The following is a 22,940-nucleotide window of genomic DNA, read 5'->3' as shown; positions in this document are numbered from 1 at the left end:
TCGTGCTGATCCGTCAGCAGGTGCGCAAGGTCGCCGAAGCCATCCGCCTGGGCCTCATCTCCCAGACCAAGATCGTCACCGCGGCCAGCGAGATCGCGCGCAACGGCCTGGTCTACGGGCTGGGCGGCGAGTGCCTGATCGAGGAGACGCTGCGCGCCGGCAAGCCGGCGATCCGCTTGGTGATCCGCGACCAGGGCCCGGGCATCGCCGATCTCGAGCGCGCCATGGTCGACGGCTACACCTCGGGCAAGGGCCTTGGCCTGGGCCTGTCCGGTTCGCGGCGACTGGTGGACGACTTCCACATCGACAGCCAGCCCGGCCAGGGCACCACCGTCGAACTCTGGAAGTGGCGATGAACGACCAGCCGTGCAGCCTGGTGCTGCCGGTGAGCACCAGCGTCCATGTCGATGCCGCCCGGCGCGCCCTGGTCCGGCTGGCCGGCACCGTCACCGCCGACGAAACCCTGCTCGGGCGCCTGACCATCGTCACCCAGGAGCTGGGCTACAACCTGGTCCGCCATGCCGGGCACGGCGAACTCCTGGCCACCCTGGGCGGCGAAGGGGTGCTCGATGTCCTGGCGGTGGATCGCGGCCCGGGCATGCACGACGTCGCCCGCTGCCTGAGCGATCACTACAGCACGGCCGCGACGCTGGGCGCCGGCCTGGGGGCGATTCGCCGGCAGGCCGATGTGTTCGACATCCATTCGCGACCGGGTCAGGGCACCGTGGTGCTGGCGCGCTTCCATCTGGCCGGGACGCCCGGCAGCCGGTTGCAGCATGGCGCCCTGTGCACGCCGCACCCCGAGGAGCAGCTCTGCGGCGACACCTGGGCGGTCAGCGGGCGCCGCCTGCTGGTCTGCGACGGCCTGGGCCATGGCCAGCAGGCCGCCACCGCCAGTCGCCGGGCGCGGGACCTGTTCCTGCGCCATGGCGCGCACCTGCCCCTGCAGCGGCTGATGGAGAATCTGCACCAGGCGCTCATGGAAACCCGCGGCGCCGCCCTGGCGCTGGCCGAGCTGGACCCGGATCAGGGCCAGGTGAGCTTTTGCGGCATCGGCAACATCGCCGGGCGCCTGCTGGGCAACACCACACGCAGCCTGGTGTCCAACAACGGCACCCTGGGCTACCGGATCGGGCGGATCCAGACCTATACCTACCCCTGGACGCCCGGCACCCTGCTGGTGCTGAACTCCGATGGCCTGACGTCCAAGGTGGGACTGGGCGAGCACTCCGGGCTCGGGGCGCGACATCCGGCGCTGATCGCCGCCCTCCTGCACCGCGACTTTCGGCGCTCCGCCGACGATGCCACCGTTCTGGTACTCAAGCATGTCTGACGTCTTGCCCCTGCTGACCCTCGCCCTGCACAGCGAGCAGGACATCGTGCACTGCCGCCAGGCCGCCAAGCGCCTGGCCGCGGCCATGGAGTGGCCGGCGCTGGAGCAGATCCGCCTGGCCACCGCGGTCTCCGAACTGGCGCGCAATATCCACCAGTACGCCGGCAGCGGTCACTTCGACTTCGCCCTGCTGCGTGGCGAAGACCTGCGCCTGCGCGGCCTGGAGGTGCGGGCGGTCGACCAGGGCCCGGGCATCGCCGAGATGGAGGCCATCCGCGCGGGCAGCTATCGCTCCAGCACCGGCATGGGCATCGGCCTGCGCGGCGCCCAGCGGCTGTTCGACGACTTCGACATCCAGACCTCCCCTGCCGGCACCTGCATCACCGCCCGCAAGTACCAGGCGCCGCGCCCCTTTCCCGAGGCGGAGCAGCTCCAGGCGCTGACGGCCGAACTGCAGGGCAGTCCGCCACCGGATCCCTACCAGCAGATCCGCCTGCAGAGCGAAGAGCTGCTGCTGACCAACACCGAGCTGCAGGTGCGCCAGTCGGAACTGGAGGTCACCAACAAGGAACTGGAAAACACCAACCAGGGCGTGGTGGCGCTCTATTCGGAACTGGAAAAGGCCACTCAGGAGCTCAAGGAGGCCAGCGAGGCGAAGACCCGTTTCTTCTCCAACATGACCCATGAATTCCGCACCCCGATCAACATCATCGAGAATGTCGCCAAGCTGCTCGCCAGCGGGGTGGACGGGGCGCTCAATGCCGAACAGCAGCGCCAGGTGCGCTTCATCAGCGACGCGGCGCTGGAACTGGCCAACCTGGTCGGCGAGTTGCTGGCGCTGGCCGAGGTGCAGTCCGGCCGCCTGACCATCGTGCCCCAGCCCTTTGCGCTGGGGCCTTTCATCGATCGCCTCGAACAGTTCGCCGCGGCCCTGGCGCCGCGCTATCCCCAGGTCAGCTTCAGCGTCGCCCCGCCGCCGGCCGGGGTGCTGCTGGATACCGACGAGAGTCGGCTGTTCCAGGTGCTGCGCAACCTGATCTCCAACGCCTTCAAGTACACCCCCCGGGGCCAGGTGCGCATCCAGGTGTTCCAGCCCGACGACGCCAGCCTGGAATTCCTGGTGGAAGACAGCGGCATCGGCATCGCCGCGGCGGATCAGCAGAAGATCTTCGAGGAATTCGAGCGCATCCGCTCGCCGCACCTGACCCATATCGAAGGCACCGGCCTGGGCCTGCCCCTGGCGCAGCGCCTGACCGTGCTGCTGCGCGGCGAGCTCTCTCTCGACAGCGAAATCGGCCGCGGCAGGCGCTTCACCCTGCGCCTGCCGCGCCACTACGCCAACCACCGGGCCGCCGAGCCGGAGCCCGATCTCAGCGGCCTCACCGTGCTGGTGATCGAGGACAACGAGGGCGATCGCTATCTGGTCCGGCGCACCCTCGAACGCCTCAATCCGGTCCTGCTGGAGGCGGACAGCGCCCGCAGCAGCCTGGACCGGCTCAATGCAGTGCGCCCGGACATCATCATCCTCGACCTCGACCTGCCCGACATCAATGGCGAGGACCTGCTCGCCAGCATGGACTGGAGCATGCACCGGCGGGTGCTGATCAATACCGCCCAGCCCCTCGACGAGGCGGGCCGCCAGCGCCTGCAGGACTACTGCCACGCCATCCTGTTCAAGCACGCCCCCGATCACGCCGAGCGGCTGCTGGCCGAGGTCTGCGCCCTGGCGCGGAGCCTGTCCGATGACTAGTGCCCCGCGCCGCATCGTTATCATCGACGACACCGAGGCCAATCGCTATGTGCTGCGCAAGATCCTCGGCAGCCAGAGCCACTACGAGGTGCTGGAAGCGGCCAGCGGTGCCAGTGGCCTGGCGCTGATCGACGAATCCGTCGAGCTGGTGATCATCGACGTCAATCTGCCGGACACCACCGGCTTCGAGCTGATCCAGGCCATCGAGCGCAAGTGCGGCTGGGGCCGGCTGCCGGCCATCATCAACATCTCGGCCACCTTCGTTTCCGGCAAGGACAAGGCCCAGGGCTTCAATACCGGCGCCCAGGCCTACCTGACCCACCCGATCAATCCGGAAGAGGTGCTGGCCACCGTCGGCGCCCTGCTCAAGGCTAGCTCGCGGGTCGGCCACATGGAGCAGCAGCGCAATTCGGCCATCGCCCGCAGCGAGAATCTGCAGGCGGAAAAGGTCATGCTCGAACGCTTCATGAGATCGCTCAATCACGATCTGCGCTCGCCGCTCACCGCCGCCACCATGGTGGTCAACCTGATGCAGCGCAATCCGGCGCGGCGTACCGACGATCTGCTGCAGACCCTGCACGACAACCTGCAGCGCATGAACCAGATGATCACCGACGTGCTGGACATCAGCCACATGAGCCTGGGCGGCGGTGTCCGCCTCAGCGGCGATCCGCTGGTGCTGGGTCCGCTGCTGAACGACGCCGCGGCTAACCTGCGCCTGCAGTTCGCCAATCACCTCGAGCTGAGCTTGGAGACCCCGGCGCAGGAGGTGCTGTGGGACAGATACGCCTTCCTGCGCATCTTCGACAACCTGGTGCTCAACGCCGCCAAGCACGGCGAGGCGGGTACGCCGATCCGGGTCCGCCAGTGGCTGGCCGACGACCAGGTCATGCTGGAGTTGCGCAACCTCGGCCAGTTTCCCGACGAGGTCCTGGCCAACCTGGCCACGCCCTATTTCATCTCCACCCGCAGCGACAAGCGCGGCTGGGGCCTCGGCCTGCCCATCGTCAAGGCGCTCAGCGAAAGCTTTGGCGGCGAGGCGCGTTTCGCCAATGGCGCGGGCGAGGTGGTCATCACCCTGCACCTGCCGCTGCGGCTGGCCTAGCGACTTTCGGGGCAGCGCGCCGCGATTATCCTGGTACCGGCAGCGTGGAAAACCGCACAGCGTTTTCCACTGGTGCAAGACAAGGACTTGGCGATGTGGACAAGGCTGCGCCGTTGTCCACGCTACGGGCTCCGCGCAGCGTCCGTAGGTTGGGTTGGGCGCAGCGAAGCCCAACGTTGCCAGGGATGAACCCGTGCGGTTGGGCTTCGGCGATGGAGCCACCTCCGCCCAACCTGCCTCCTCAGAACTCGATCTGCACATCCCCTTGCGGGATGCTGCAGCAGGACAGGATGTAGCCTTCGGCTTCGTCTTCCTCGGTGATGCCGCCGTTGTGGTCCATGACCACTTCGCCGCTCTTCTTGAGCACCTTGCAGGTGCCGCAGATGCCCATGCCGCAGGCCTTGGGGATGTGCAGGCCGAGCTTGGCCGCGGCGCCGTGGATGGTTTCGCCGGGGCCGATGTTGACGCTCTTGCCACTCTCGGTGAAGGCGACGTTGCACTGGGCTTCCAGGGGAATCGGCGGCAGCTCGGCCGCGGCTTCGGCCTGCTCGGCGGCCTCCACCTTGGCTTCCGGCGGCGTCGCGCCGAAGGATTCCTCGTGGTAGTGGGTCATGTCGAAGTCCAGCTCGCGGAGCATGGTCTTGACGGCGTTCATGTAGGGCGTGGGGCCGCAGCAGAAGATCTCGCGCTCCCGGAAGTCCGGCGCCATCAGCTCCAGCATGCGGCGGTCGAAGTAGCCGCGATAGCCGGCCCAGGACTCGCCGTGCTCGGTGCGCTCGCACACCAGGTTCAGGGCGAAGTTGTCGATCCGCGCGGCCATGTGCTCCAGCTCGCCCTGGTAGATGATGTCGCGCGGGGTGCGGGCGCTGTGCACGAAGACCATATCGACGCTGGCGTTAGTGTCGTAGAACCAGCGCGCCATGGACATCACCGGGGTGATGCCGACGCCGCCGGAGAGGTAGAGCACCTTGTCGGCGGGATAGTCGATGGCGTTGAACAGGCCGACCGGCCCGTGCACGGCCAGGTTGTCGCCGACCTTCATGTTGTCGTGCAGCCAGTTGGACACCTGGCCGCCCGGCACGCGCTTGACGGTGATGGAAAAGCTGTAGGGCACCGAGGGGGAACTGGAGATGGTGTAGGAGCGCATCACCTGGCGGCCGTCGATCTCCAGTTCCAGGGTCACGAACTGGCCCGGCTTGAAGAAGTACATCAGCGGGATTTCGGCCGTGAAGCAGAAGGTGCGCACGTCCCAGGTTTCCTGGATGACCTTGACGCAGCGCACGGGGTGGCGGCCATTGGTCCAGGTCTGGGTAGTTACGGGGTTGAGGAAGGTATTCATGACGCACCTCGACTGCCACTGGGGCTATTGGCGGCGATTCTGGGAGGGCCCCACGACCGCCACTTTCCCAATCGCGACATCCACATGCCGATGGCGACCGGCCCAGCAATGGCAAGGGCTGGGGCGTCGTGAACAGCGTCGGCCATGTCGCCCATGAGCAAGGCCCCCTCCCGGCTCCGGCCCCACACTCCGCCCCAAGCCGAACCTGAACAGCGCGCGACGGGCGACACCCGGGGTCATTCGGCGGCCCTGCCCCGTCGGCCAACAGCCTTGCAATACCGTGACCAACCACTTTCGCCACCCGCCGCGGTGGCCACGAGGATGTACGATGGACGTCAGCACCTTGAGTTTGGGCGACCCTCTCGATCCGGCCCGCAAGGCCACGGCCGAGATGCTGCGCACCCGCGAGCGCACCTATTCCCTGCCCCAGCCGTTCTACAACGACGAGCGCCTGTTCCAGATCGACATGCAGGAGATCTTCGGCAAGGAATGGCTGATCGCCGGCATGACCTGCGAGATCCCCACCAAGGGCAACTTCATCACCCTGCAGCTGGGTGACAACCCCATCCTGGTGGTCCGCGGTGCCGAGGGCAAGGTGCACGCCTTCCACAACGTCTGCCGTCACCGGGGTTCGCGCCTCTGCGTCAGCGACAAGGGCAAGGTCGCCAAGCTGGTCTGCCCCTACCACCAGTGGACCTACGAGCTGGATGGCCGCCTGCTGTTCGCCGGCACCGAGATGGGCGCCGACTTCAACATGGCCGACTTCAACCTCAAGCCGGTTCACGTCAAGACCGCCGGCGGCTACATCTTCATCTCCCTGGCCGACGAACCGCCGGCCATCGACGACTTCCTGCGTACGCTCGAGCACTACATGGAGCCGTACGACATGGAGAACACCAAGGTCGCGGTGCGCACCGACCTGGTCGAGCAGGCCAACTGGAAGCTAGTGCTGGAAAACAACCGCGAGTGCTACCACTGCAACGGCTCCCACCCCGAGTTGCTGAACACCCTGCTGGAGTGGGACGACGTCACCGATCCGCGCGCCTCTCAGGCGTTCAAGGATCAGGTCGCCGCCTGCACCAGCCGCTGGGACGCCGACAACATCCCCTACGCCCATGCCAGCTTCGGCCTGCGCAACCGCATCGTGCGCATGCCGCTGCTCGCTGGCACCGTGTCCATGACCATGGACGGCAAGCCCGGCTGCAAGAAACTCATGGGTCGCATCAAGGACCCGGACCTGGGCTCCATGCGCATCCTGCACCTGCCGCACTCCTGGAACCACTGCATGGGCGATCACATGATCGTCTTCACCGTCTGGCCGCTGGGTCCGACCGAGACCGTGGTGACCACCAAGTGGCTGGTGCACAAGGATGCCGTGGAAGGCGTCGACTACGATCCGGTCAATCTGCGCAAGGTCTGGGATGCCACCAACGACCAGGACCGCCGGCTGGCCGAGGAAAACCAGCGCGGCATCAACTCCAAGGCCTATCAGCCAGGTCCCTATTCCAAGACCTACGAATTTGGCGTGATCAACTTCATCGACTGGTACAGCGAGCGGCTGCTCAACAACCTGGGCGAGGAGCAACCGGCGCCGCACCTGCATCAGGTCGGCTCTACCAGCGCATAAGTCATATTTAAGACGGATGACCATAAAGTCACGGTGACCCTAGCCGTTAAAGGGGGCCTCACTCTTCACCGGGGCTGCCGCCGTGACTTTTCGTTCCTTCTCCCTCGCTATCCGCAGTGTGCTGTGTTTCGGCCTGCTGGCCATCCTCGTGGCCAGTCTGGGCCTGTTCGGACTGCTGCAACTGTCGCAGATCCGTACCCAGGGCCAGGTGATTGAAACCAACAACGTGCCCAGCATCGTCGAAGCCGACAACCTCGCCCTGCAACTGGCCCGCACCCGGGTCGAGGTGCTGCGTCTGCTGGCCATTCCGGATGCCGCCACCGTCGCCAACACACGCAAGAAGATCGACAGCATCAACGCCGACATCGGCGCCGGTTTCGGTCGCTATGAAAAACTCCTCAGCGGCGATCGCGAGCGCCAGGCCTTCGATGCCCTGCGCCAGATCCACGGCGACTATGTCCGCTACACCGCGCAACTGGCCGACCTGATCGGCGCCGGCAAGCTCGACGAAGCCCGCAGCCTGATCCAGACCAGCATGGCCCAGCTCGGCGTGCAGATGAACGAGCGCACCGAAGCCCTGCGCAAGATCAACCAGGAAGACATCAAGGCCGCCTCCCAGCACTCCGGCGAGACCTATGCCCAGGCCACCTCCATCACCTGGATCGTGATCGCCCTGGCCCTGGGTCTGACCGTGCTGCTGGCCTGGCGCCTGACCCTGAGCATGACCCGGCCGATCGCCGAGGCCGTCGCCGCCGCCCGGACCATCGCCAATGGCGATCTGACCCAGACCCTGGATACCCGCGGTCACGACGAAGCCGCCCAGCTGCTGCAGGCCATGCAGCAGATGCAGACCAATCTGCGCGACACCCTGGGCCACCTGGGCCACTCCGCTACCCAGCTGGCTTCGGCCGCCGAGGAGATGACCGCAGTCATGCAGGAGAGCGCCCACGGCCTGCAGCAGCAGAACAGCGAGATCGAGATGGCGGCCACCGCCGTCACCGAGATGAGCCAGGCGGTGGACGAGGTGGCTGGCAACGCCACCTCCACCTCGTCCGAATCGCGCCAGGCCGCCGATACCGCGCGTCAGGGCCAGCGGCAGCTGGGCGATACCCTGGGCGCCATCGAGGTGCTTACCGAAAACGTGCTGGGTGCCAGCGAGCAGGCCCGCCAGCTGGCCGAGCAGACCCGCAACATCAGCCAGGTGCTGGACGTGATCCGCTCGGTCGCCGAGCAGACCAACCTGCTGGCGCTCAACGCCGCCATCGAAGCGGCGCGTGCCGGTGATGCCGGTCGTGGCTTCGCCGTGGTCGCCGACGAGGTCCGCGCCCTGGCCCATCGCACCGGCGAATCCACCCGCGAGATCGAAGGCATGATCGGCAGCATCCAGCAGGGCACCGGCCAGACCGTCGATGCGCTGCTGACCAGTGCCGACCAGGCCCGCCAGACCCGCGAGCAGGCGCAGTCGGCCAACGCCGCCCTGGCCGCCATCGCCCAGTCGGTGTCGGGCATCGACGAGCGCAACCTGGTGATCGCCAGCGCCGCCGAAGAGCAGGCCCAGGTGGCCCGCGAGGTGGATCGCAACCTGGTGCGCATCCGCGATCTGTCGGTGCAGACCGCCGCCGGTGCCGAGCAGACCCGCGCCGCCAGCCAGCAGCTCTCCGAACTGGCAGTGGAGCTCAACGGCCAGATCCGCCGCTTCCGCGTGTGACCTGTCCGGCAGGGACGCCCCTGCCGGATCCCGTCGCGGTGGCAAAACCGGGAGGCGACCGCTACGCTGGCGCCTTCGCCCACCGCGCCTCTCTCGCATGAGCTATCGCTACGTCATCTTCGACTTCGACGGCACCCTGGCGGACAGCCTGCCCTTTCTGCTGAGCTGTCTCGGCGAGCTGGCGCAGACCCATGGCTTTCGCCAACCAGCCGCCGACGAATGGCCCCGATTGCGCGCCTCCTCCCTGACCGGTCTGCTCGACAGCCTGGGCATCCCGCTCTGGCAGGTGCCCCGCATTGCCCGGCACTATCGCCGCCTGCTGGTCCAGCGTGGCGCTCAGGTCCTGCCCTTCGCCGAGATTCCCGCCACCCTCGACCGCTTGCAGGCCAGTGGTCTGCAGCTGGGCCTGGCGACTTCCAACTCCGCCGCGGCCGTGCACCAGGTGTTACCCCAGGCCGGACGCCTGTTCGCCGCTGGCGAATTCGACATCCCCCTGCTGGGCAAGGCGCGGCGTCTGAAGCGCCTGCTCCACCGCCAGGGGATTACGCCGGCCGAGGCCCTCTATGTCGGTGACGAACTGCGCGATCTGCAGGCCGCTCGCCGCGCCGGACTGGGCTGCGCCGCCGTGGCCTGGGGCTATGGCTGCCCCACGACGCTGCGCGCGCAGCAACCCGATCTTTTCTTCGAACAACCGGCCGAGTTGCTGCGGCTGCTGCCCTCCCCCTGCTGAAGGAATGCCCATGAAGTCTCTGTTGCTGGTTGCTGGTCTCGGTCTGAGCGGTCTCTTGCAGGCCGCCGAACTGCAGGTACGGGTGGAGACGGTCGATGCCTCGGGGGGCCAGTTGCTGCTGGCGGTATTCGATAGCGAAGCGGCCTGGAAAGCGCACAAGACGCCCGTGGCCCAGGCCCATCTCGCCGCGCAGGCGGGTACCCAGGAGCAGCGCTTCGAGCTGCCGCCCGGGCGCTATGCCGTGTCGGTCATCCACGACAGCAACGGCAACAGCTCGCTGGACACCAATTTCATCGGCATGCCCGCCGAACAATACGGCTACAGCAACAATCCGCCACTGCGCATGCGCATGGCCACCTTCGAGGAATGCGCCTTCACCCTGCCGGCCGCAGGCCTGCTCCAGCAGGTGACGCTGCGCTAGACCAATGCTGTCGTACACAGGCTTCCAAACAGAAAATCAACAGACTTATCCACAGGGCTTTTAGCGGCGATCGCTGAGTACGGCGCTGAACAGACGTGGATAACTCCTTGGGCTGGCAGCAGAAATCCCTTGACTCGGGAATAACCCGGAAAACTGGTCATTATTTGATCGATTCTCTGGAAGCCGCGCCAGCTATGGCCTCTGGCACTAGACGAACAACCTATCCACAGCCCTATGCAGCTCTATTGTGGGTTGTGGAAAACACCTAAAAGAGGATTGATCATTTTTTGTACGATCCCCTGCAGGCCTTGCCAGCCATGGCGTACAGGCCAGGTCCCACATCTTTTCCACAGGCACGCACACAGCAGATGTGGGAAAACCGGACCGCGGAGTGCGCCTTCGGCCGCCTGAGCGACCTGAACGAAATTGGCTATTTAATGAACAATTTTGTCCGGACAACCGCCTGATCGGTTGCTGACAACTTGCCCAAGGCTTATCCACAGCCTTTACCTGTCGGGCAATGACGGCAAGGCGGTCCGGCGTTCGCAGCCTGACTCAACGAGTGAGGTCGTAGCAGATTCGATCAACAGGGACAATACCTGCCCAGCCCTTCTGGCACGCGGCTTTGCGCCGATAGCGAACAGACTGCCCACAAAGTTATGCACAGCTTGCAGGCTGTCCGGACATAAAAAAAGACCGCCTGATGCGGTCTTTTTCGAGGCTGGCGAGGGCCTAGCGCGCGGTGCGCACGCTGTCCGACAGCTGCTTGCAGAGGCCGAGCACGCCGTCGATGGCAGCGCCCGAGGACTCGGCCTTGGCGATCTGATCGACGAAGGCCGAGCCCACCACCACACCATCGGCGATGCGAGCGATCACCCGCGCCTGCTCGGGGGTACGGATGCCGAAGCCGACGGCCAGGGGCAGGTCGGTGAAGCGGCGCAGGCGCGCCACGGCGGCCTCGACGTGTTCGGTGGTGGCCGAGCCGGCACCGGTGACGCCAGCGACGGACACGTAGTAGACGAAGCCGGAGCTGGTGTTGAGCACCCGCGGCAAGCGGGCGTCGTCGGTGGTCGGGGTGGTCAGGCGAATGAAGTCGATGCCGGCGGCCTGGGCTGGCAGCGCCAGCTCGGCGTCGTGCTCGGGTGGCAGATCGACCACGATCAGGCCATCCACGCCCGCTTCGGCGGCTTCCGCCAGGAAGCGCTCCACGCCATAGCGATGGATGGGGTTGTAGTAGCCCATCAGCACCAGCGGCGTCTCGCCTTCCCCACGTCGGAAGTCGCGCACCATCTCCAGGGTCTTGGCCAGATTCTGACCCGCCTGCAGGGCGCGCAGGGCAGCGGCCTGGATGGCCGGGCCGTCGGCCATGGGATCGGTGAAGGGCATGCCCAGCTCGATGACGTCGGCACCGGCCGCCGGCAGGCCCTTGAGGATGGCCAGAGCGGTGTCATAGTCCGGATCGCCGGCGGTGGTGTAGGTGACCAGGGCCGCACGGCCCTCGGCCTTCAGCGCGGCGAAGCGGGTTTCCAGGCGGCTCATAGCTTGTCTCCCAGGTGACTCATCACGGTCTGCATGTCCTTGTCGCCGCGGCCCGAGAGGCAGATGACCATCAGGTGGTCCTTGGGCAGGTGCGGCGCGCGCTTGAAGGCCTCGGCCAAGGCGTGAGCCGTTTCCAGCGCCGGGATGATGCCTTCCAGGCGGCAGGTCTGGTGGAAGGCCTTGAGCGCCTCGTCGTCGTTGATCGGCACGTATTCCACGCGCTTCACGTCGTGCAGGTGGGCGTGCTCCGGGCCGATGCCGGGGTAGTCCAGGCCGGCGGAAATCGAGTGGGCGTCGATGATCTGGCCATCGTCGTCCTGCAGCAGGAAGGTGCGGTTGCCGTGCAGCACCCCGGGCATCCCGCCGTTGAGGCTGGAGGCGTGCTTGCTGGTGTCGACACCGTGGCCGCCGGCTTCGACGCCGATGATGGCGACGTCAGTGTCATCGAGGAATTCGTGGAACAGGCCCATGGCGTTGGAGCCACCACCGACGCAGGCGATCAGGCTGTCGGGCAGGCGTCCTTCCTTCTCCAGGATCTGGGCGCGGGTCTCCCGACCGATCACGGCCTGGAAATCGCGGACGATGGCCGGATAGGGGTGCGGACCGGCCACGGTACCGATCAGGTAGAAGGTGTCGGCGACATTGGTCACCCAGTCGCGTAGCGCCTCGTTCATGGCGTCCTTGAGGGTGCCGGTACCGGAGGTGACCGGAATTACCTCGGCGCCCAGCAGCTTCATGCGGAAGACGTTGGCCTGCTGGCGGTCGATGTCGGTGCTGCCCATGTAGATGACGCAGGGCAGGCCGAAACGCGCGGCCACGGTGGCGGTGGCCACGCCGTGCATGCCGGCGCCGGTCTCGGCGATGATGCGGGTCTTGCCCATGCGCTTGGCCAGCAGGATCTGGCCGATGCAGTTGTTGATCTTGTGCGCGCCGGTGTGGTTCAGCTCTTCGCGCTTGAGATAGATCTTGGCGCCGCCGAAGTGCTCGGTCAGGCGCTCGGCAAAGTACAGCGGATTGGGCCGACCGACGTAGTCGCGCTGGAAGTAGGCCAGTTGCTCGAGAAACGCCGGATCGTCCATGGCGGTCTCGTATTCGCGCTGCAGATCAAGGATCAGCGGCATCAGGGTTTCGGCGACATAGCGGCCACCGAACTGGCCGAACATGCCTTGAGCGTCGGGGCCCTGGCGATAAGCGGTCTGGGTCATGGGATTCTCCTGCGAAGATGGATCTACCTTACCTGCTTGAGTGCCGCTGATAAATCGATAAGATCGCGATGACCCGTCAGGAAATCTCACAGATGAGCGATCCCCGCGACCTGCCTCCCCTGAATGCCCTGCGCGCCTTCGAAGCCACTGCTCGTCTGGGTGGCATGAGCCGTGCCGGGGACGAGCTGCACGTGACCCATGGCGCCGTAAGTCGCCAGATCCGTGCGCTGGAGGAACAACTGGGGGTGGCGCTGTTTCGTCGCGAAGGCCGTGGTCTGGCGTTGACCGAAGCCGGTCTGCGGCTGCGCGAGGTGAGTGGCGAGGTCTTCGAGCGCCTGCGCGAGGTGAGCGCCGAACTCAAGGCCGGCAGTCGCCAGGGGCCCTTCGTGCTGGGCTGCCCGGGCAGTCTGGTGGCGCGCTGGTTCATTCCGCGGCTGGATCGCCTCAATCGCGATCTGCCGGAGTTGCGCCTGCACCTTTCGACCCGTACCGACGACACCCCGCTGGCCGCTGCCGGCCTGGATGCCAGCCTGCTGTTCACCGAGACGGCGCCGCCACAGGACGTGATGCCCTATCACCTGGCGCCTGAGCGCATCGGTCCGGTGCTGAGCCCCTATTGCCCGGCCTATCTGAGATTGCGGGACGGCGACCTGCAGGCCTTGCTGGCGGAACGCCTGCTGCACACCCTGTCACGGCCCCAGGCCTGGCCACAGTGGTTCGCCACCCAGGGCCTGGAGGCACCGGAGCTGGAGTACGGGCAGGGCTTCGAGCACCTCTATTACCTGCTGGAGGCGGCGCTATCGGGATTGGGCGTGGCGATCGCGCCGGAGCCACTGGTGGCGGCGGATCTGAAGGCGGGCCGGCTGGTGGCACCCTGGGGTTTTGCGGCGACCGGTGCGGAGTTGGCGCTGTGGGCGCCGGGTCGGCTGGCGGATGAACGGGTGGAGCGATTGGCGGCCTGGCTCAGAACCGAGCTGGCCGAGCGCTAGCGCCCGAGGCACCCCTTGAGGATGCCTCGAACCGCCACGATCAGTGGTCGCCGCGCAGCAGCGCCCAGCCGACCAGGACGGTCACGCCGGCGGCGATGCCGACGGTGGCCCAGGGATGTTCGCGCGCCACGCCGCTGGCGGCGCGCCCGTACTGACGGGTCAGGCGACGCACGTCGTCATAGACCTCTTCCAGCGAATCGCCCGAATGGTGCAGGGCTTCGCGAGCGGTGCTCTTGAAGGAATTCAGACTGCTGCGGGATTCGCGTGCAGCGTTCTTCTTCAGCGATGCCAGCGAGTCGAGCAGGCTGTTGATTTCGTTCTCGATGCTGGCGATGGACGCCTGGTAATCGGTGTTACGGGCCATGACAACCTCCTGGGATGGACGGATTCAGGAAATGTGACTACCGAGCCGTTGGAAAGTGCTGCAAAGCCGTGGGCGAGAGCCTGGGCAGTGAACTTATCGGGGCCTTTCGCGGCCTCAAATGGCAGAGGCACCCTTCCCGGCGAGTCGACCGCGACACCGGTCAACGCGTTGCCGGCTAACCGCTGCAGCGCCCGTCATTGCTGACCCAGGAGAGTTTCATGTCCGATCATCACACCTACAAGAAGCTGGAAATCGTTGGCTCTTCCACCACCAGTGTCGAGGACGCCATCAACAACGCCCTCGCCGAGACCGCCAAGTCGGTCAAGAACCTGGAATGGTTCGAGGTGGGTGAAATCCGCGGTCATATCCAGGACGCCAAGGTGGCCCATTATCAGGTCACCCTGAAGATCGGCTTCCGTATCGAAGCCAGCTGAGCAGCATTCCAGACCTCCCTCCCCCCCGCAAAAGGACAGGCAAGATGCGTAGAATCGTGATCACCCTCGGTTTGTTGGCCCTGAGCGGCGGTGCCTTTGCCGCCGGCACCTCGTGCGACACGGTCAAGGCCGATATCGATGCCAAGCTGCAGGCCAAGCAGGTGGCGAACTACAGCCTCGAGGTGGTGGACAAGGGCAGTGCCAGCGCCTCCGCCAAGGTGGTGGGCAGCTGTGAAGGCGGTAGCAAGGACATCGTCTACCAGCGTCGCTAGGTCCAGGACCGCAGGGCGCTACCCACAGGTGGCGCCTGGGTTCTCGCGAAGAGACGCCCACTGCCCAACGGCAGTGGGCGTCTTTTTTTCAGAGGTCCGAGGCGGGTCCGAAGAACTCATGGCGGATCTGCTTTTCCGGCACGCCCAGCTCCAGCAGATCACGGCGCACCTGGGCCATGAACGGCTGCGGGCCGAGAAGATAGACGTCCAGGTCGCGATCCTTGGGCAGCCAACGCTGCAGGCGCGCCCGATCCAGGCGCGAGGCATAGGCCTCTTCCGCCACCGGTTCGCTGTAGCAGAAATACAGCTGCAGTTGTGGATGGTGGGCGGCCTGCTCTTCCAGCCAGTGCCCGAAGGCCTGGACCCCGACATGGCGGGTGCAATGGATCAGCTGGATCGGCCGCCCGCTCGGCAGCGCCGCCGACACCATGGGCAGCAGCGGCGTGATGCCGACGCCACCGGCGATCAGCAGCAGCGGCTTGGTCGATTCCTGCAGGACGAACTCGCCGGCCGGTGCGAAGACCTGCAGCACGGTGCCCTCATGGGCGTCGGTATGCAGGTAGCGCGAGACCACCCCACCCGGCTGATGCTTGACGCTGATGCGATAGCCACGGCCTTCGCTGGCGGCCGAGATCGAGTAGTTGCGGCGGTATTCGACCCCGTCCAGCGTCAGGCTCAGCCCCAGGTACTGGCCGGGCTGGGCGATGCTGGTCGGCAGGCCGTCCACCGGCTCCAGGTAGAAGGAGCTGATCTCTTCGCTTTCCGGCTCGATCCGCGCGATGCGGAACGCCCGCCCACCACGCCAGCCACCGGGCGCCTCGGCCTGGGCGGCGTAGCGCTGCTCCTCGGCACCGATCAGCAGATTGGCCAGCTGGCCATAGGCGGCGGCCCAGGCGTCGATCACCGCATCGGTGGCCACCTCGGCGCCCAGCACCTCGCGGATGCTCTGCAGCAGGGCGATGCCCACCAGCGGATAGTGGTCCGGCTGCACCTGCAGCGAGACGTGCTTGTTGACGATCTGCTCCACCAGCGGCCCCAGGGTATCCAGGCGATCGATGTAGCGGGCGTACATCAGCACCGCGCGCGCCAGCGCCCGGGCCTGGGCACCGCTGGCCTGGTGGGCACCGTTGAACAGCGGGCGGATCTCGGGGTTGTCGCCGAGCAATCTGTCGTAGAAATGCCGGGTCAGGATTTCCCCGCCGGTTTCCAGCAGGGGGACGGTGGCCTTGATGATGGCCTTTTGGTCTGATGACAGCATGGCAGGGATCTCCAAACAGGACTGCCCTGGCCGTATCACAAGTCGTGCCAACCAAAAAACTGCGCCAGATCAGGCTTTTATCTAGGGAGCTTGTCATAATGACCAGGTCCCTATGACTCGCCGAGGTCAAATTGACCCGTACCACCCTGCTCGAAGCCATGGTGCCCCTGGTGGCGGATCTGGCCCGCGACCTGCCCGATCAGCAGCGCTACGCCAGCCTGCTCGATGCCCTGCGCAAGGTCCTGCCCTTCGATGCGGTGGCCCTGTTGCGCCTGGATGGCGATGTCCTAGTGCCCCTGGCGGTAAGGGGTCTCGCGGCCGACACCCTGGGCCGCCGCTTCAAGGTTGGCGAGCACCCGCGCCTGGCGCTGCTGCTGGCGAGTCGCGCGCCGACCCGCTTCGCCGTCGATTGCGACCTGCCCGATCCCTACGATGGCCTGGTGGAGGGCGTGCAGGGCCATCTGGAGGTCCACGACTGCCTGGGCTGTCCGCTCTATGTGCAGGACCAGCTCTGGGGCCTGCTGACCCTGGATTCGCTGCAGGCGCAGAATGCCCAGCCCGAGGATCTCACCATCCTCGCCGCCTTCGCCGGGCTGGCGGCCGCCACCGTGGCGGCCGCCGAGCGCATCGGTCAGCTCTCCGCGCGCATCGTCAGCGAGCACGAGCTGACCGTGGCCTATCAGCAATCGGTGGGGCACCAGCGGCCCCGTGAACTCATCGGCCAGAGTCCGGCCAGCCTGCGCCTGCGGCAGGAGATCGAGACCGTGGCGGCCAGTGACCTGACGGTGCTCATCACCGGCGAGACCGGCGTCGGCAAGGAGCTGGTGGCCGAAGCCGTGCACGCGCGCTCCCTGCGCCAGCAGCGGCCGCTGATCAGCCTCAACTGCGCGGCCCTGCCCGAGGCCCTGGTGGAAAGCGAACTCTTCGGCCATGTGCGCGGGGCCTTTTCCGGCGCGGTGAGCGACCGCCGCGGGCGCTTCGAGCTGGCCGACGGCGGCACCCTGTTTCTCGACGAGGTCGGCGAATTGCCGCTGACGGTGCAGGCCAAGCTGCTGCGGGTGCTGCAGAGTGGCCAGTTGCAGCGGCTGGGCTCGGATCGCGATCTCAAGGTGGACGTGCGCATCATCGCCGCCACCAATCGCGACCTGGCCGAGTGCGTGCGCGCCGGGCGCTTTCGCGCCGACCTCTACCATCGCCTGAGCGTCTATCCGCTGGCCGTGCCGGCCATGCGTGAGCGCGGTCGCGACGTCCTGCTGCTGGCCGGTTTCTACCTGGAGCAGAATCGTGCTCGCCTGGGCCTGCGTGGCCTCCGGCTGACACCCGCGGCGCAGCGCACCTTGCTGGCCTACGACTGGCCGGGCAACGTGCGCGAACTCTCCCACCTCATCAGCCGGGCGGCGCTCAAGGCCCATGCCGGCAGCGAGGAACGCGGCGGCATCCTGACCCTGGACAGCGATCAGCTCGGCCTGCCACTGGGACCCGCGCCCGTGCCCGAGGAGGATGCCGCCCTGCCCCCCACCTCCCTGCGGGAGGCTACCGATGCCTTCCAGCGCCAGACCATCACCCTGGCGCTGGAACAGCACGGCCAGAACTGGACCCTGGCCGCCGCCGCCCTCGATCTGGATCGCGCCAACCTCGCCCGCCTGGCGCGGCGGCTCGGTCTCAGGTAGCCCTCAGGCCATAGCGCTCACAGGGCTTTCTGTACCGCCGGCAGGCCCGGCTGGCCATCGCGGGTGGTGACGCCCTGTAGCCAGGGCTCCAGCACCTGGGGATGGGCCTTGAGCCACGCCTTGGCGGCGGTATCGTAGCTGCCGCCCTTGTCCCGCGCGGCGCTCATGACGGCGTTCTCCATGTCCAGGGTGAATTTCATGTTGCTCAGCAGGCGGGCCGGATTGGGGCACTGCTCGGCGTAGCCCTTGCGCGTCAGGGTGTTGACCGTGCCGGCGGTGCCGAAGTACTTGTCGCCGCCGGTCAGGTACTTGATGGGGTAGTCGACGTTCATGGGGTGCGGGGTCCAGCCGAGAAAGACCACCCCCTTGTCGCGCTTCACCGCGCGCCCGACCTGGGAAAGCATGGCCTGCTCGCTGGACTCCACCAGTTGCCAGCCACCCAGACCGAACTCGTTGTCCTGGATGATCTTCTGCAGCGACTGGTTGGCCGGCGCGCCGGCGCCGATGCCGTAGATCTTCTTGCCGAACTGGTCGGCATGCTTGGCCAGGTCATCGAAGCTCTTCACCCCGCCTTCCCAGACATAGGTGGGCACCGCCAGGGTGAATTCGGTCCCGACCAGATTCTGCGCCAGCTCGGTGACCTGCCCGGTCTTCACGAACTGGTCATAGTGCGCCTGCTGCGCCGGCATCCAGTTGCCGAGGAAGGCATCCACCTGCCCGTTGCGCATGCCGCCATAGATGATCGGCACCGCCAGGGTCTCGACCTTGCCGGTGTAGCCCAGCGCACCCAGGATCGCGCCGGTGAGGGCGTTGGTGGCGGCGATGTCGCTCCAGCCCGGATCGGCCAGGCGAACCGTTGCGCAGGCCTGGTCCTCGGCCTGGGCCGACAGGCTGACCAGGGCCAGCGTGAAGGTAGCGATGATTCGGTGTTTCATGGCCGTGCTCCTGTTAACGGTTCAGGGTTGAGGGTAGCGGGCGCGACGCTCCAGGTCGTCGAGGTCGATGTGATTGCGCATGTACTGCTGGCTGGCATCGACGAAGGGCTGGTGATCCCAGCTGGTCCGCTCGCCCTGCTCCAGGGCCGCCGCGACGAAGCGGCGGCGCCGCTGGCTGGCCAGCACCTCGGCGTGCAGGCGCGGCAGGTCCCAGCGCTGGCGGACCTCGGCCTGGAAGCTGACGAGCAACTCGGCGTAGTCGGCGCTGTCGGCCAGATTCTCACGCTCCAGCGGATCGTTCTGCAGATTGAACAGCAGTGGCGGATCCAGTTCGCAGTGGATGTACTTGTAGGCGCCACGGCGGATCATCAGCAGCGGGCTGACGGTGCCCTCGGCCAGGTATTCGCCGATCACCTCGTTGTGCCCGGTCCGGCCTTCCAGGTGCGGCAGCAGCGAGCGGCCATCCAGCGGCAGCTCGTCCGGCAGCTGGCCGCCAGCCAGCTCGACGAAGGTCGGCAGCAGGTCCAGGGTCGACACCGAGGCCTGCACCCGCGCCGGGGCGAAGCGACCGGGCGCATGGATCAGCAGCGGTACCCGCGCGGCCATCTCGAACCAGTGCATCTTGTACCAAAGTCCGCGCTCACCGAGCATGTCGCCGTGGTCGCCGGAAAAGACGATCACGGTGTCGTCGGCCAGACCGCATTCCTCCAGCGTCTTGAGCAGGTGGCCGACCTGGGCGTCGACGTAGCTGCAGGCACCGTAGTAGGCCTGGCGGGCGTCGCGGATCTTGGCCTCGGGCAGCGGCTTGTCCCAGAGGTCGATCACCTTGAGCAGGCGCTGGCTGTGGGGATCCTGCTCGGCCTGGGGGATGGCGCCTTGCGGCAGCGGGATGTCGACCTCGTTGTACAGGTCCCAGAACTCGCGGGGGATGGTGTAGGGATCGTGCGGATGGGTCAGGGACACGGTCAGGCAGAACGGCTGGTCATCGCCGCGACGCACGTGATCGTAGAGGTACTGGCGCGCCTTGAAGACCACCTCTTCGTCGAAATCCAGCTGGTTGGTGCGCACGCAGGGCCCGGCCTGCAGCACCGAGGACATGTTGTGGTACCAGCTCGGGCGCACGTCCGTCGCGTCCCAATTCACCGCCCAGCCGTAGTCGGCGGGATAGATGTCGCTGGTCAGGCGCTCTTCGTAGCCGTGCAACTGATCCGGTCCGCAGAAATGCATCTTGCCCGACAGCGCCGTGCGATAGCCGAGGCGGCGCAGGTGGTGGGCATAGGTGGGGATGTCGGCGGCGAAGTCGGCGGCATTGTCGTAGGCACCGATCTTCGACGGCAGCTGGCCGCTCACCAGGGTGAAGCGCGAGGGTGCGCACAGCGGACTGTTGCAGTAGGCGGAGTCGAACACCACGGCCTGTTCGGCCAGGCGTTGCAGGTTCGGCAGCTTGATCGGCGATGCGGCGTCGTACAGCGGCAGGATGGGCGCCGCCATCTGGTCGGCCATGAGAAAGAGGATGTTCATCGGCTTGGACAAGAGCGCCTCCGCTAGGATCAGGGTTGCTTATGGGTGACCCATCATCCAATGCTGAAAAATCTGCGTGAAGGCCACTGGGGATGATGTTTCGGATAAGCTAGGCTTATGACCAATCGCCATGGAAACATACTCTTGGACGCCGCCCCTGCCGACCGCCCTGCCCTGGCGCTGGACAGCCTGCGCACCTTCGAGGTGGTGGCGCGCCGCCTGAGCTTTACCGCGGCGGCGGGCGAACTGGGCACCACGCAGCCGGCCATCAGCCAGCAGATCAAGCGCCTGGAAGCCCAGTTGCAGGTGCGGCTGTTCGATCGCGTCCATCGCGGCATCCTGCTCACCGAAGCCGGACGGCTGCTGCAGGAATACGTCGAGGCCGGTCTCGCCACCCTGGACGAGGGGGTGCGGCTGGTTACCGCCCGCCCCGCCCATGAGGTGCTGCAGGTGGCCACCGATTTCGCCTTTGCCGCCTACTGGCTGTTGCCGCGTCTGCCACGTTTCCATGCCCGCCATCCGGAGCTGGACGTCAGCCTGGTGACCAGCGACAGGGTGCCCCTGCCCGGTCCGGAGATCGACATCACCCTGGGCTTTGGCGACGGCCGCTTCAAGCATGGCGAAGCCTGGCCACTGTTTCGCGAAGAGGTTTTTCCGGTGTGCAGTCCGCGGCTGCTCCAGGGTCGGCAGCCGCCGCTACCCGTCCTGGAGCTGGGTCAGTGGCCGTTGCTGCATCTCAAGGCGGCGCCCAACAGCCGCTGGTATGACTGGAAGACGTTGTTGCCGGCGCTGGACCTGGCGCCCCTGCCCGCGGCCCCGTCCGGTGCGGTGCTGAGCTTCGACAACTACACCCTGGTGATCCAGGCGGCCATCGCCGGCCAGGGCCTGGCGATCGGCTGGCGCCACCTGGTGGACGACCTGCTGCAGCAGGAGCTGCTCTGTCGCCCCTTCGCCGGGCTGGCCACCTCGCGCTATGGCTATTACGCCATCCTGCCCGAGCGCAAGCGGCGCCAGCGGCTGGTGCAGCGCTTTCTCGACTGGCTGCTGGAAGAACTGGAGCTGCCGCGCGAGTCCCTGGCCGGCGCGCGGCTGGCGACCTGAGCGGCGCGCTAGCGCTCGTAGACTTCCAGCGGCAGATCGTCCGGATCGGCGAAGAAGGTGAATCTCTTGCCGGTCAGTTCGTCGGTGCGGATCGGCTCGGTGACCACGCCATGGCCCTGCAGGTGGGCGACGGTGGCGTCCAGGTCGGCCACGGCAAACGCCAGGTGACGCAGGCCCTGGGCTTCCGGGCGCGAGGGCCGCGGCGGCGCATCGGGAAAGGAAAACAGCTCCAGCTGGGCATGCGCGCCCACCGCCAGATCCAGCTTCCAGGAACGCCGGGCCTCGCGATAGGTCTCGGCGATCACCGGCAGCCCGAGGATCTCGGTGTAGAAGTGCCGGGAGCGTTGGTAGTCGGCGCAGATCAGCGCCACGTGGTGCAGACGATCGAAGTGGGTCATCAGGGTACCGCGACGAATTTGAGGTCGGCTGGCGCGCCAACGTCCAGGCTCTGGAGTTCGTCGCCGAGCTTGCCGCTGTCGGGATCCCGGGCGAAGACCTTGAGCTGATTGGATTTCTGGTTGGCCACCAGCAGGAAGCGCCCGGACGGATCGATGGCGAATTCCCGTGGCGACAGGCCGTTGACCGGATGGCGCTCGACAAAGGTCAGGGTACCGTCGGGATTCACCGCGAATACCGCCAGCTGGTTGTCGGTGCCGCGACTGGCGACGTAGAGGAAACGCCCGTCACCGGACAGGTGCAGGGCGCCGGCATCCCGCTCGCCGGTGAATTCCTGGGGCGTCAGGCTGTAGCTCTGCAACTGCCGCAGCATGCCGTCCTGGTGGGCGAAGGCCATCACCTGCCCGGCCAGTTCCAGGGTCAGGTAGGCGTAGCGGCCATCGGCGCTGAACACCAGGTGACGCGGCCCGCTGCCTTCCGGCACCGGCACGAAGGGCGTCTCGGCGGCCACCAGCGGCCGCTCCGGCTGCTGCGGCAGATAGCGATAGACGAAGACCTTATCGGCGCCCAGATCCGGGGCGAAGACGAAGCGGCCGTCCGGGGTGGTCACCGCCGCATGCACATGGCTCGACTGCTGGCGCGGGTGCTGTTCGCTGGGCTGGTGGAATTCGATCTGCGCCACCGGACTGAGCACGCCGCCGTCCTGGATCGGCAGCACCGCCAGAGAGCCTTCCGGCAGGCTGGAGTAGTTGGCCACGAAGAGGAACTTGCCGTCGGTGCTGAGGCTGGAATGGGTCGGCTCGTCGCCCAGGCTCTTGACCTGGCTGACCTGCTGCAGGCGGCCATTGCCCGGTTCGAAGCGATAGGAGGTGACCCGGCCAATGCTGTCGCCGCTAGAGCCCCGGCCATTCTCGTTGACGGCGAACAGGGTCCGGCCATCGCGAGACAGGGTCAGAAACGAGGGATTGGACGCCTTGACGATGCGCAGCGGGCCATCGATCTGACCATTGCGACTGTTGAAGCGATAGACATACAACCCCTGGCTGCTGCCCGCGGTGTAGCTGCCGACCAGCAGATTGAACAGACCGGGTTCGGCGCGGGCCGGGGCGTTGTGCCCCACGAGCAGGGCGAACAGGGCCAGCGGCAGCAGACGGGGCAGAGCTCTCATGGGAAATCCTTGGCGAGCGATGGGCGTTGAGACCGATGCGAGGCGGCCCGGTTTCCCTACCGTCTGGAGGCGGAA

Annotated in this window: 22 protein-coding genes; 13 read left to right on the top strand and 9 right to left on the bottom strand. The window is 66.6% G+C overall.

All coding sequences use genetic code 11. The annotated features are described in order from the left end of the window. Positions 1 to 2 precede the first annotated feature (2 nt). The 4 genes from POR01S_RS08010 to POR01S_RS07995 are packed head-to-tail and all read left to right on the top strand — an operon-like array spanning position 3 to position 4,188. Positions 3 to 356: an ATP-binding protein gene (locus POR01S_RS08010; RefSeq protein WP_037006590.1), complete on the top strand. Its 354-nt coding sequence runs from the start codon at positions 3 to 5 to the stop codon at positions 354 to 356. Continuing rightward, positions 353 to 1,333: a SpoIIE family protein phosphatase gene (locus POR01S_RS08005; protein WP_042135034.1), complete on the top strand. Its 981-nt coding sequence runs from the start codon at positions 353 to 355 to the stop codon at positions 1,331 to 1,333. Before POR01S_RS08010 ends, POR01S_RS08005 begins: the two co-directional genes overlap by 4 nt. Then, the gene (locus POR01S_RS08000; protein WP_042135033.1) at positions 1,326 to 3,083 is read left to right on the top strand and encodes an ATP-binding protein; all 1,758 of its coding nucleotides are present in this window, start codon (positions 1,326 to 1,328) and stop codon (positions 3,081 to 3,083) included. The genes POR01S_RS08005 and POR01S_RS08000 overlap by 8 nt, the downstream gene beginning before the upstream one ends. Next, positions 3,076 to 4,188 carry a hybrid sensor histidine kinase/response regulator gene (locus POR01S_RS07995; protein WP_042135031.1) on the top strand — a complete coding sequence of 371 codons (1,113 nt, stop codon included), beginning with the start codon at positions 3,076 to 3,078 and terminating at the stop codon, positions 4,186 to 4,188. The genes POR01S_RS08000 and POR01S_RS07995 overlap by 8 nt, the downstream gene beginning before the upstream one ends. 241 nt (positions 4,189 to 4,429) lie before the next feature. Here POR01S_RS07995 and gbcB read toward each other — a convergent pair whose 3' ends face one another. Then, positions 4,430 to 5,527 carry a glycine betaine monooxygenase reductase subunit gene (gene gbcB, locus POR01S_RS07990; RefSeq protein ID WP_042135029.1) on the bottom strand — a complete coding sequence of 366 codons (1,098 nt, stop codon included), beginning with the start codon at positions 5,525 to 5,527 and terminating at the stop codon, positions 4,430 to 4,432. 328 nt (positions 5,528 to 5,855) lie between these two features. On the opposite strand from gbcB, the gene gbca reads away from it, so the two are divergent. From gbca to POR01S_RS07970, 4 genes are all read left to right on the top strand, one after another. Beyond that, positions 5,856 to 7,154, top strand: coding sequence for a glycine betaine monooxygenase oxygenase subunit (gene gbca / locus POR01S_RS07985; protein ID WP_042135026.1), 1,299 nt, complete (start codon positions 5,856 to 5,858; stop codon positions 7,152 to 7,154). 82 nt (positions 7,155 to 7,236) lie between these two features. After that, positions 7,237 to 8,862, top strand: a complete 1,626-nt coding sequence (locus tag POR01S_RS07980; protein ID WP_042135024.1) for a methyl-accepting chemotaxis protein — start codon at positions 7,237 to 7,239, stop codon at positions 8,860 to 8,862. Positions 8,863 to 8,959: 97 nt separating this feature from the next. Continuing rightward, the gene (locus tag POR01S_RS07975) at positions 8,960 to 9,592 is read left to right on the top strand and encodes an HAD hydrolase-like protein (RefSeq protein WP_042135022.1); all 633 of its coding nucleotides are present in this window, start codon (positions 8,960 to 8,962) and stop codon (positions 9,590 to 9,592) included. A gap of 10 nt (positions 9,593 to 9,602) precedes the next feature. Further along, positions 9,603 to 10,013 carry a DUF2141 domain-containing protein gene (locus POR01S_RS07970; RefSeq protein ID WP_042135021.1) on the top strand — a complete coding sequence of 137 codons (411 nt, stop codon included), beginning with the start codon at positions 9,603 to 9,605 and terminating at the stop codon, positions 10,011 to 10,013. Between the two features lie 732 nt (positions 10,014 to 10,745). Here the strand turns inward: POR01S_RS07970 and trpA are convergent. After that, a complete protein-coding gene (gene trpA / locus POR01S_RS07965) occupies positions 10,746 to 11,552 on the bottom strand; it encodes a tryptophan synthase subunit alpha (protein ID WP_007160173.1) in 807 nt (268 codons plus the stop codon). Next, positions 11,549 to 12,757 (bottom strand): tryptophan synthase subunit beta, encoded by a 1,209-nt coding sequence (trpB, locus tag POR01S_RS07960; protein WP_042135019.1) that lies wholly within the window; start codon positions 12,755 to 12,757, stop codon positions 11,549 to 11,551. Before trpB ends, trpA begins: the two co-directional genes overlap by 4 nt. A gap of 92 nt (positions 12,758 to 12,849) precedes the next feature. On the opposite strand from trpB, the gene POR01S_RS07955 reads away from it, so the two are divergent. Next, a complete protein-coding gene (locus POR01S_RS07955; RefSeq protein WP_042135016.1) occupies positions 12,850 to 13,746 on the top strand; it encodes a LysR family transcriptional regulator in 897 nt (298 codons plus the stop codon). Positions 13,747 to 13,786: 40 nt separating this feature from the next. Here POR01S_RS07955 and POR01S_RS07950 read toward each other — a convergent pair whose 3' ends face one another. Next, positions 13,787 to 14,110 (bottom strand): ElaB/YgaM/YqjD family protein, encoded by a 324-nt coding sequence (locus tag POR01S_RS07950; protein WP_007160170.1) that lies wholly within the window; start codon positions 14,108 to 14,110, stop codon positions 13,787 to 13,789. A gap of 218 nt (positions 14,111 to 14,328) precedes the next feature. Here POR01S_RS07950 and POR01S_RS07945 point away from each other — a divergent pair, with 218 nt between their 5' ends. Further along, the gene (locus POR01S_RS07945; RefSeq protein WP_007160169.1) at positions 14,329 to 14,544 is read left to right on the top strand and encodes a dodecin; all 216 of its coding nucleotides are present in this window, start codon (positions 14,329 to 14,331) and stop codon (positions 14,542 to 14,544) included. Between the two features lie 44 nt (positions 14,545 to 14,588). Then, positions 14,589 to 14,816, top strand: a complete 228-nt coding sequence (locus tag POR01S_RS07940; protein ID WP_042135014.1) for a DUF1161 domain-containing protein — start codon at positions 14,589 to 14,591, stop codon at positions 14,814 to 14,816. A gap of 88 nt (positions 14,817 to 14,904) precedes the next feature. Here the strand turns inward: POR01S_RS07940 and hmpA are convergent, their stop codons facing one another. Beyond that, positions 14,905 to 16,074 (bottom strand): NO-inducible flavohemoprotein, encoded by a 1,170-nt coding sequence (hmpA, locus tag POR01S_RS07935; RefSeq protein ID WP_042135012.1) that lies wholly within the window; start codon positions 16,072 to 16,074, stop codon positions 14,905 to 14,907. Between the two features lie 131 nt (positions 16,075 to 16,205). Here hmpA and norR point away from each other — a divergent pair, with 131 nt between their 5' ends. Further along, positions 16,206 to 17,744 (top strand): nitric oxide reductase transcriptional regulator NorR, encoded by a 1,539-nt coding sequence (norR, locus tag POR01S_RS07930; protein ID WP_042135010.1) that lies wholly within the window; start codon positions 16,206 to 16,208, stop codon positions 17,742 to 17,744. Positions 17,745 to 17,761: 17 nt separating this feature from the next. Here the strand turns inward: norR and choX are convergent, their stop codons facing one another. Next, on the bottom strand, positions 17,762 to 18,679 hold the full coding sequence (choX, locus tag POR01S_RS07925; RefSeq protein ID WP_042135008.1) for a choline ABC transporter substrate-binding protein: 918 nt from the start codon (positions 18,677 to 18,679) through the stop codon (positions 17,762 to 17,764). A 21-nt stretch (positions 18,680 to 18,700) separates the two neighbouring features. Next, on the bottom strand, positions 18,701 to 20,200 hold the full coding sequence (betC, locus tag POR01S_RS07920) for a choline-sulfatase (RefSeq protein ID WP_042135437.1): 1,500 nt from the start codon (positions 20,198 to 20,200) through the stop codon (positions 18,701 to 18,703). A gap of 117 nt (positions 20,201 to 20,317) precedes the next feature. Between betC and POR01S_RS07915 the strand changes: the two genes are divergently transcribed. Beyond that, a complete protein-coding gene (locus POR01S_RS07915) occupies positions 20,318 to 21,301 on the top strand; it encodes a choline sulfate utilization transcriptional regulator (protein WP_042135007.1) in 984 nt (327 codons plus the stop codon). Positions 21,302 to 21,309: 8 nt separating this feature from the next. On the opposite strand, the gene gloA2 is transcribed toward POR01S_RS07915, so the two are convergent. Further along, complete coding sequence (gene gloA2 / locus POR01S_RS07910) at positions 21,310 to 21,699, bottom strand: SMU1112c/YaeR family gloxylase I-like metalloprotein (protein WP_027598748.1); 390 nt, start codon at positions 21,697 to 21,699, stop codon at positions 21,310 to 21,312. After that, positions 21,699 to 22,865: a lactonase family protein gene (locus tag POR01S_RS07905; protein ID WP_027600520.1), complete on the bottom strand. Its 1,167-nt coding sequence runs from the start codon at positions 22,863 to 22,865 to the stop codon at positions 21,699 to 21,701. Before POR01S_RS07905 ends, gloA2 begins: the two co-directional genes overlap by 1 nt. Positions 22,866 to 22,940: the final 75 nt, after the last annotated feature.

The sequence above is a fragment of the Pseudomonas oryzihabitans NBRC 102199 genome, assembly GCF_000730625.1.
GTDB lineage: Bacteria > Pseudomonadota > Gammaproteobacteria > Pseudomonadales > Pseudomonadaceae > Chryseomonas > Chryseomonas oryzihabitans.
This window is presented reverse-complemented; position numbering and strand designations above follow the sequence as displayed.

What these genes read in the sequence shown, in the direction of transcription:
- gbca (WP_042135026.1), top strand. Translation starts at nt 5,856, where the DNA reads ATGGACGTCAGCACCTTGAGTTTGGGCGACCCTCTCGATCCGGCCCGC.
- POR01S_RS07915 (WP_042135007.1), top strand. Translation starts at nt 20,318, where the DNA reads ATGACCAATCGCCATGGAAACATACTCTTGGACGCCGCCCCTGCCGAC.
- betC (WP_042135437.1), bottom strand. Translation starts at nt 20,200, where the DNA reads ATGAACATCCTCTTTCTCATGGCCGACCAGATGGCGGCGCCCATCCTG.
- trpB (WP_042135019.1), bottom strand. Translation starts at nt 12,757, where the DNA reads ATGACCCAGACCGCTTATCGCCAGGGCCCCGACGCTCAAGGCATGTTC.
- POR01S_RS07945 (WP_007160169.1), top strand. Translation starts at nt 14,329, where the DNA reads ATGTCCGATCATCACACCTACAAGAAGCTGGAAATCGTTGGCTCTTCC.
- gbcB (WP_042135029.1), bottom strand. Translation starts at nt 5,527, where the DNA reads ATGAATACCTTCCTCAACCCCGTAACTACCCAGACCTGGACCAATGGC.
- POR01S_RS07995 (WP_042135031.1), top strand. Translation starts at nt 3,076, where the DNA reads ATGACTAGTGCCCCGCGCCGCATCGTTATCATCGACGACACCGAGGCC.
- trpA (WP_007160173.1), bottom strand. Translation starts at nt 11,552, where the DNA reads ATGAGCCGCCTGGAAACCCGCTTCGCCGCGCTGAAGGCCGAGGGCCGT.
- POR01S_RS07975 (WP_042135022.1), top strand. Translation starts at nt 8,960, where the DNA reads ATGAGCTATCGCTACGTCATCTTCGACTTCGACGGCACCCTGGCGGAC.
- POR01S_RS07905 (WP_027600520.1), bottom strand. Translation starts at nt 22,865, where the DNA reads ATGAGAGCTCTGCCCCGTCTGCTGCCGCTGGCCCTGTTCGCCCTGCTC.
- choX (WP_042135008.1), bottom strand. Translation starts at nt 18,679, where the DNA reads ATGAAACACCGAATCATCGCTACCTTCACGCTGGCCCTGGTCAGCCTG.
- POR01S_RS08005 (WP_042135034.1), top strand. Translation starts at nt 353, where the DNA reads ATGAACGACCAGCCGTGCAGCCTGGTGCTGCCGGTGAGCACCAGCGTC.
- POR01S_RS07940 (WP_042135014.1), top strand. Translation starts at nt 14,589, where the DNA reads ATGCGTAGAATCGTGATCACCCTCGGTTTGTTGGCCCTGAGCGGCGGT.
- hmpA (WP_042135012.1), bottom strand. Translation starts at nt 16,074, where the DNA reads ATGCTGTCATCAGACCAAAAGGCCATCATCAAGGCCACCGTCCCCCTG.
- gloA2 (WP_027598748.1), bottom strand. Translation starts at nt 21,699, where the DNA reads ATGACCCACTTCGATCGTCTGCACCACGTGGCGCTGATCTGCGCCGAC.
- POR01S_RS07970 (WP_042135021.1), top strand. Translation starts at nt 9,603, where the DNA reads ATGAAGTCTCTGTTGCTGGTTGCTGGTCTCGGTCTGAGCGGTCTCTTG.
- POR01S_RS08000 (WP_042135033.1), top strand. Translation starts at nt 1,326, where the DNA reads ATGTCTGACGTCTTGCCCCTGCTGACCCTCGCCCTGCACAGCGAGCAG.
- POR01S_RS07955 (WP_042135016.1), top strand. Translation starts at nt 12,850, where the DNA reads ATGAGCGATCCCCGCGACCTGCCTCCCCTGAATGCCCTGCGCGCCTTC.
- POR01S_RS07950 (WP_007160170.1), bottom strand. Translation starts at nt 14,110, where the DNA reads ATGGCCCGTAACACCGATTACCAGGCGTCCATCGCCAGCATCGAGAAC.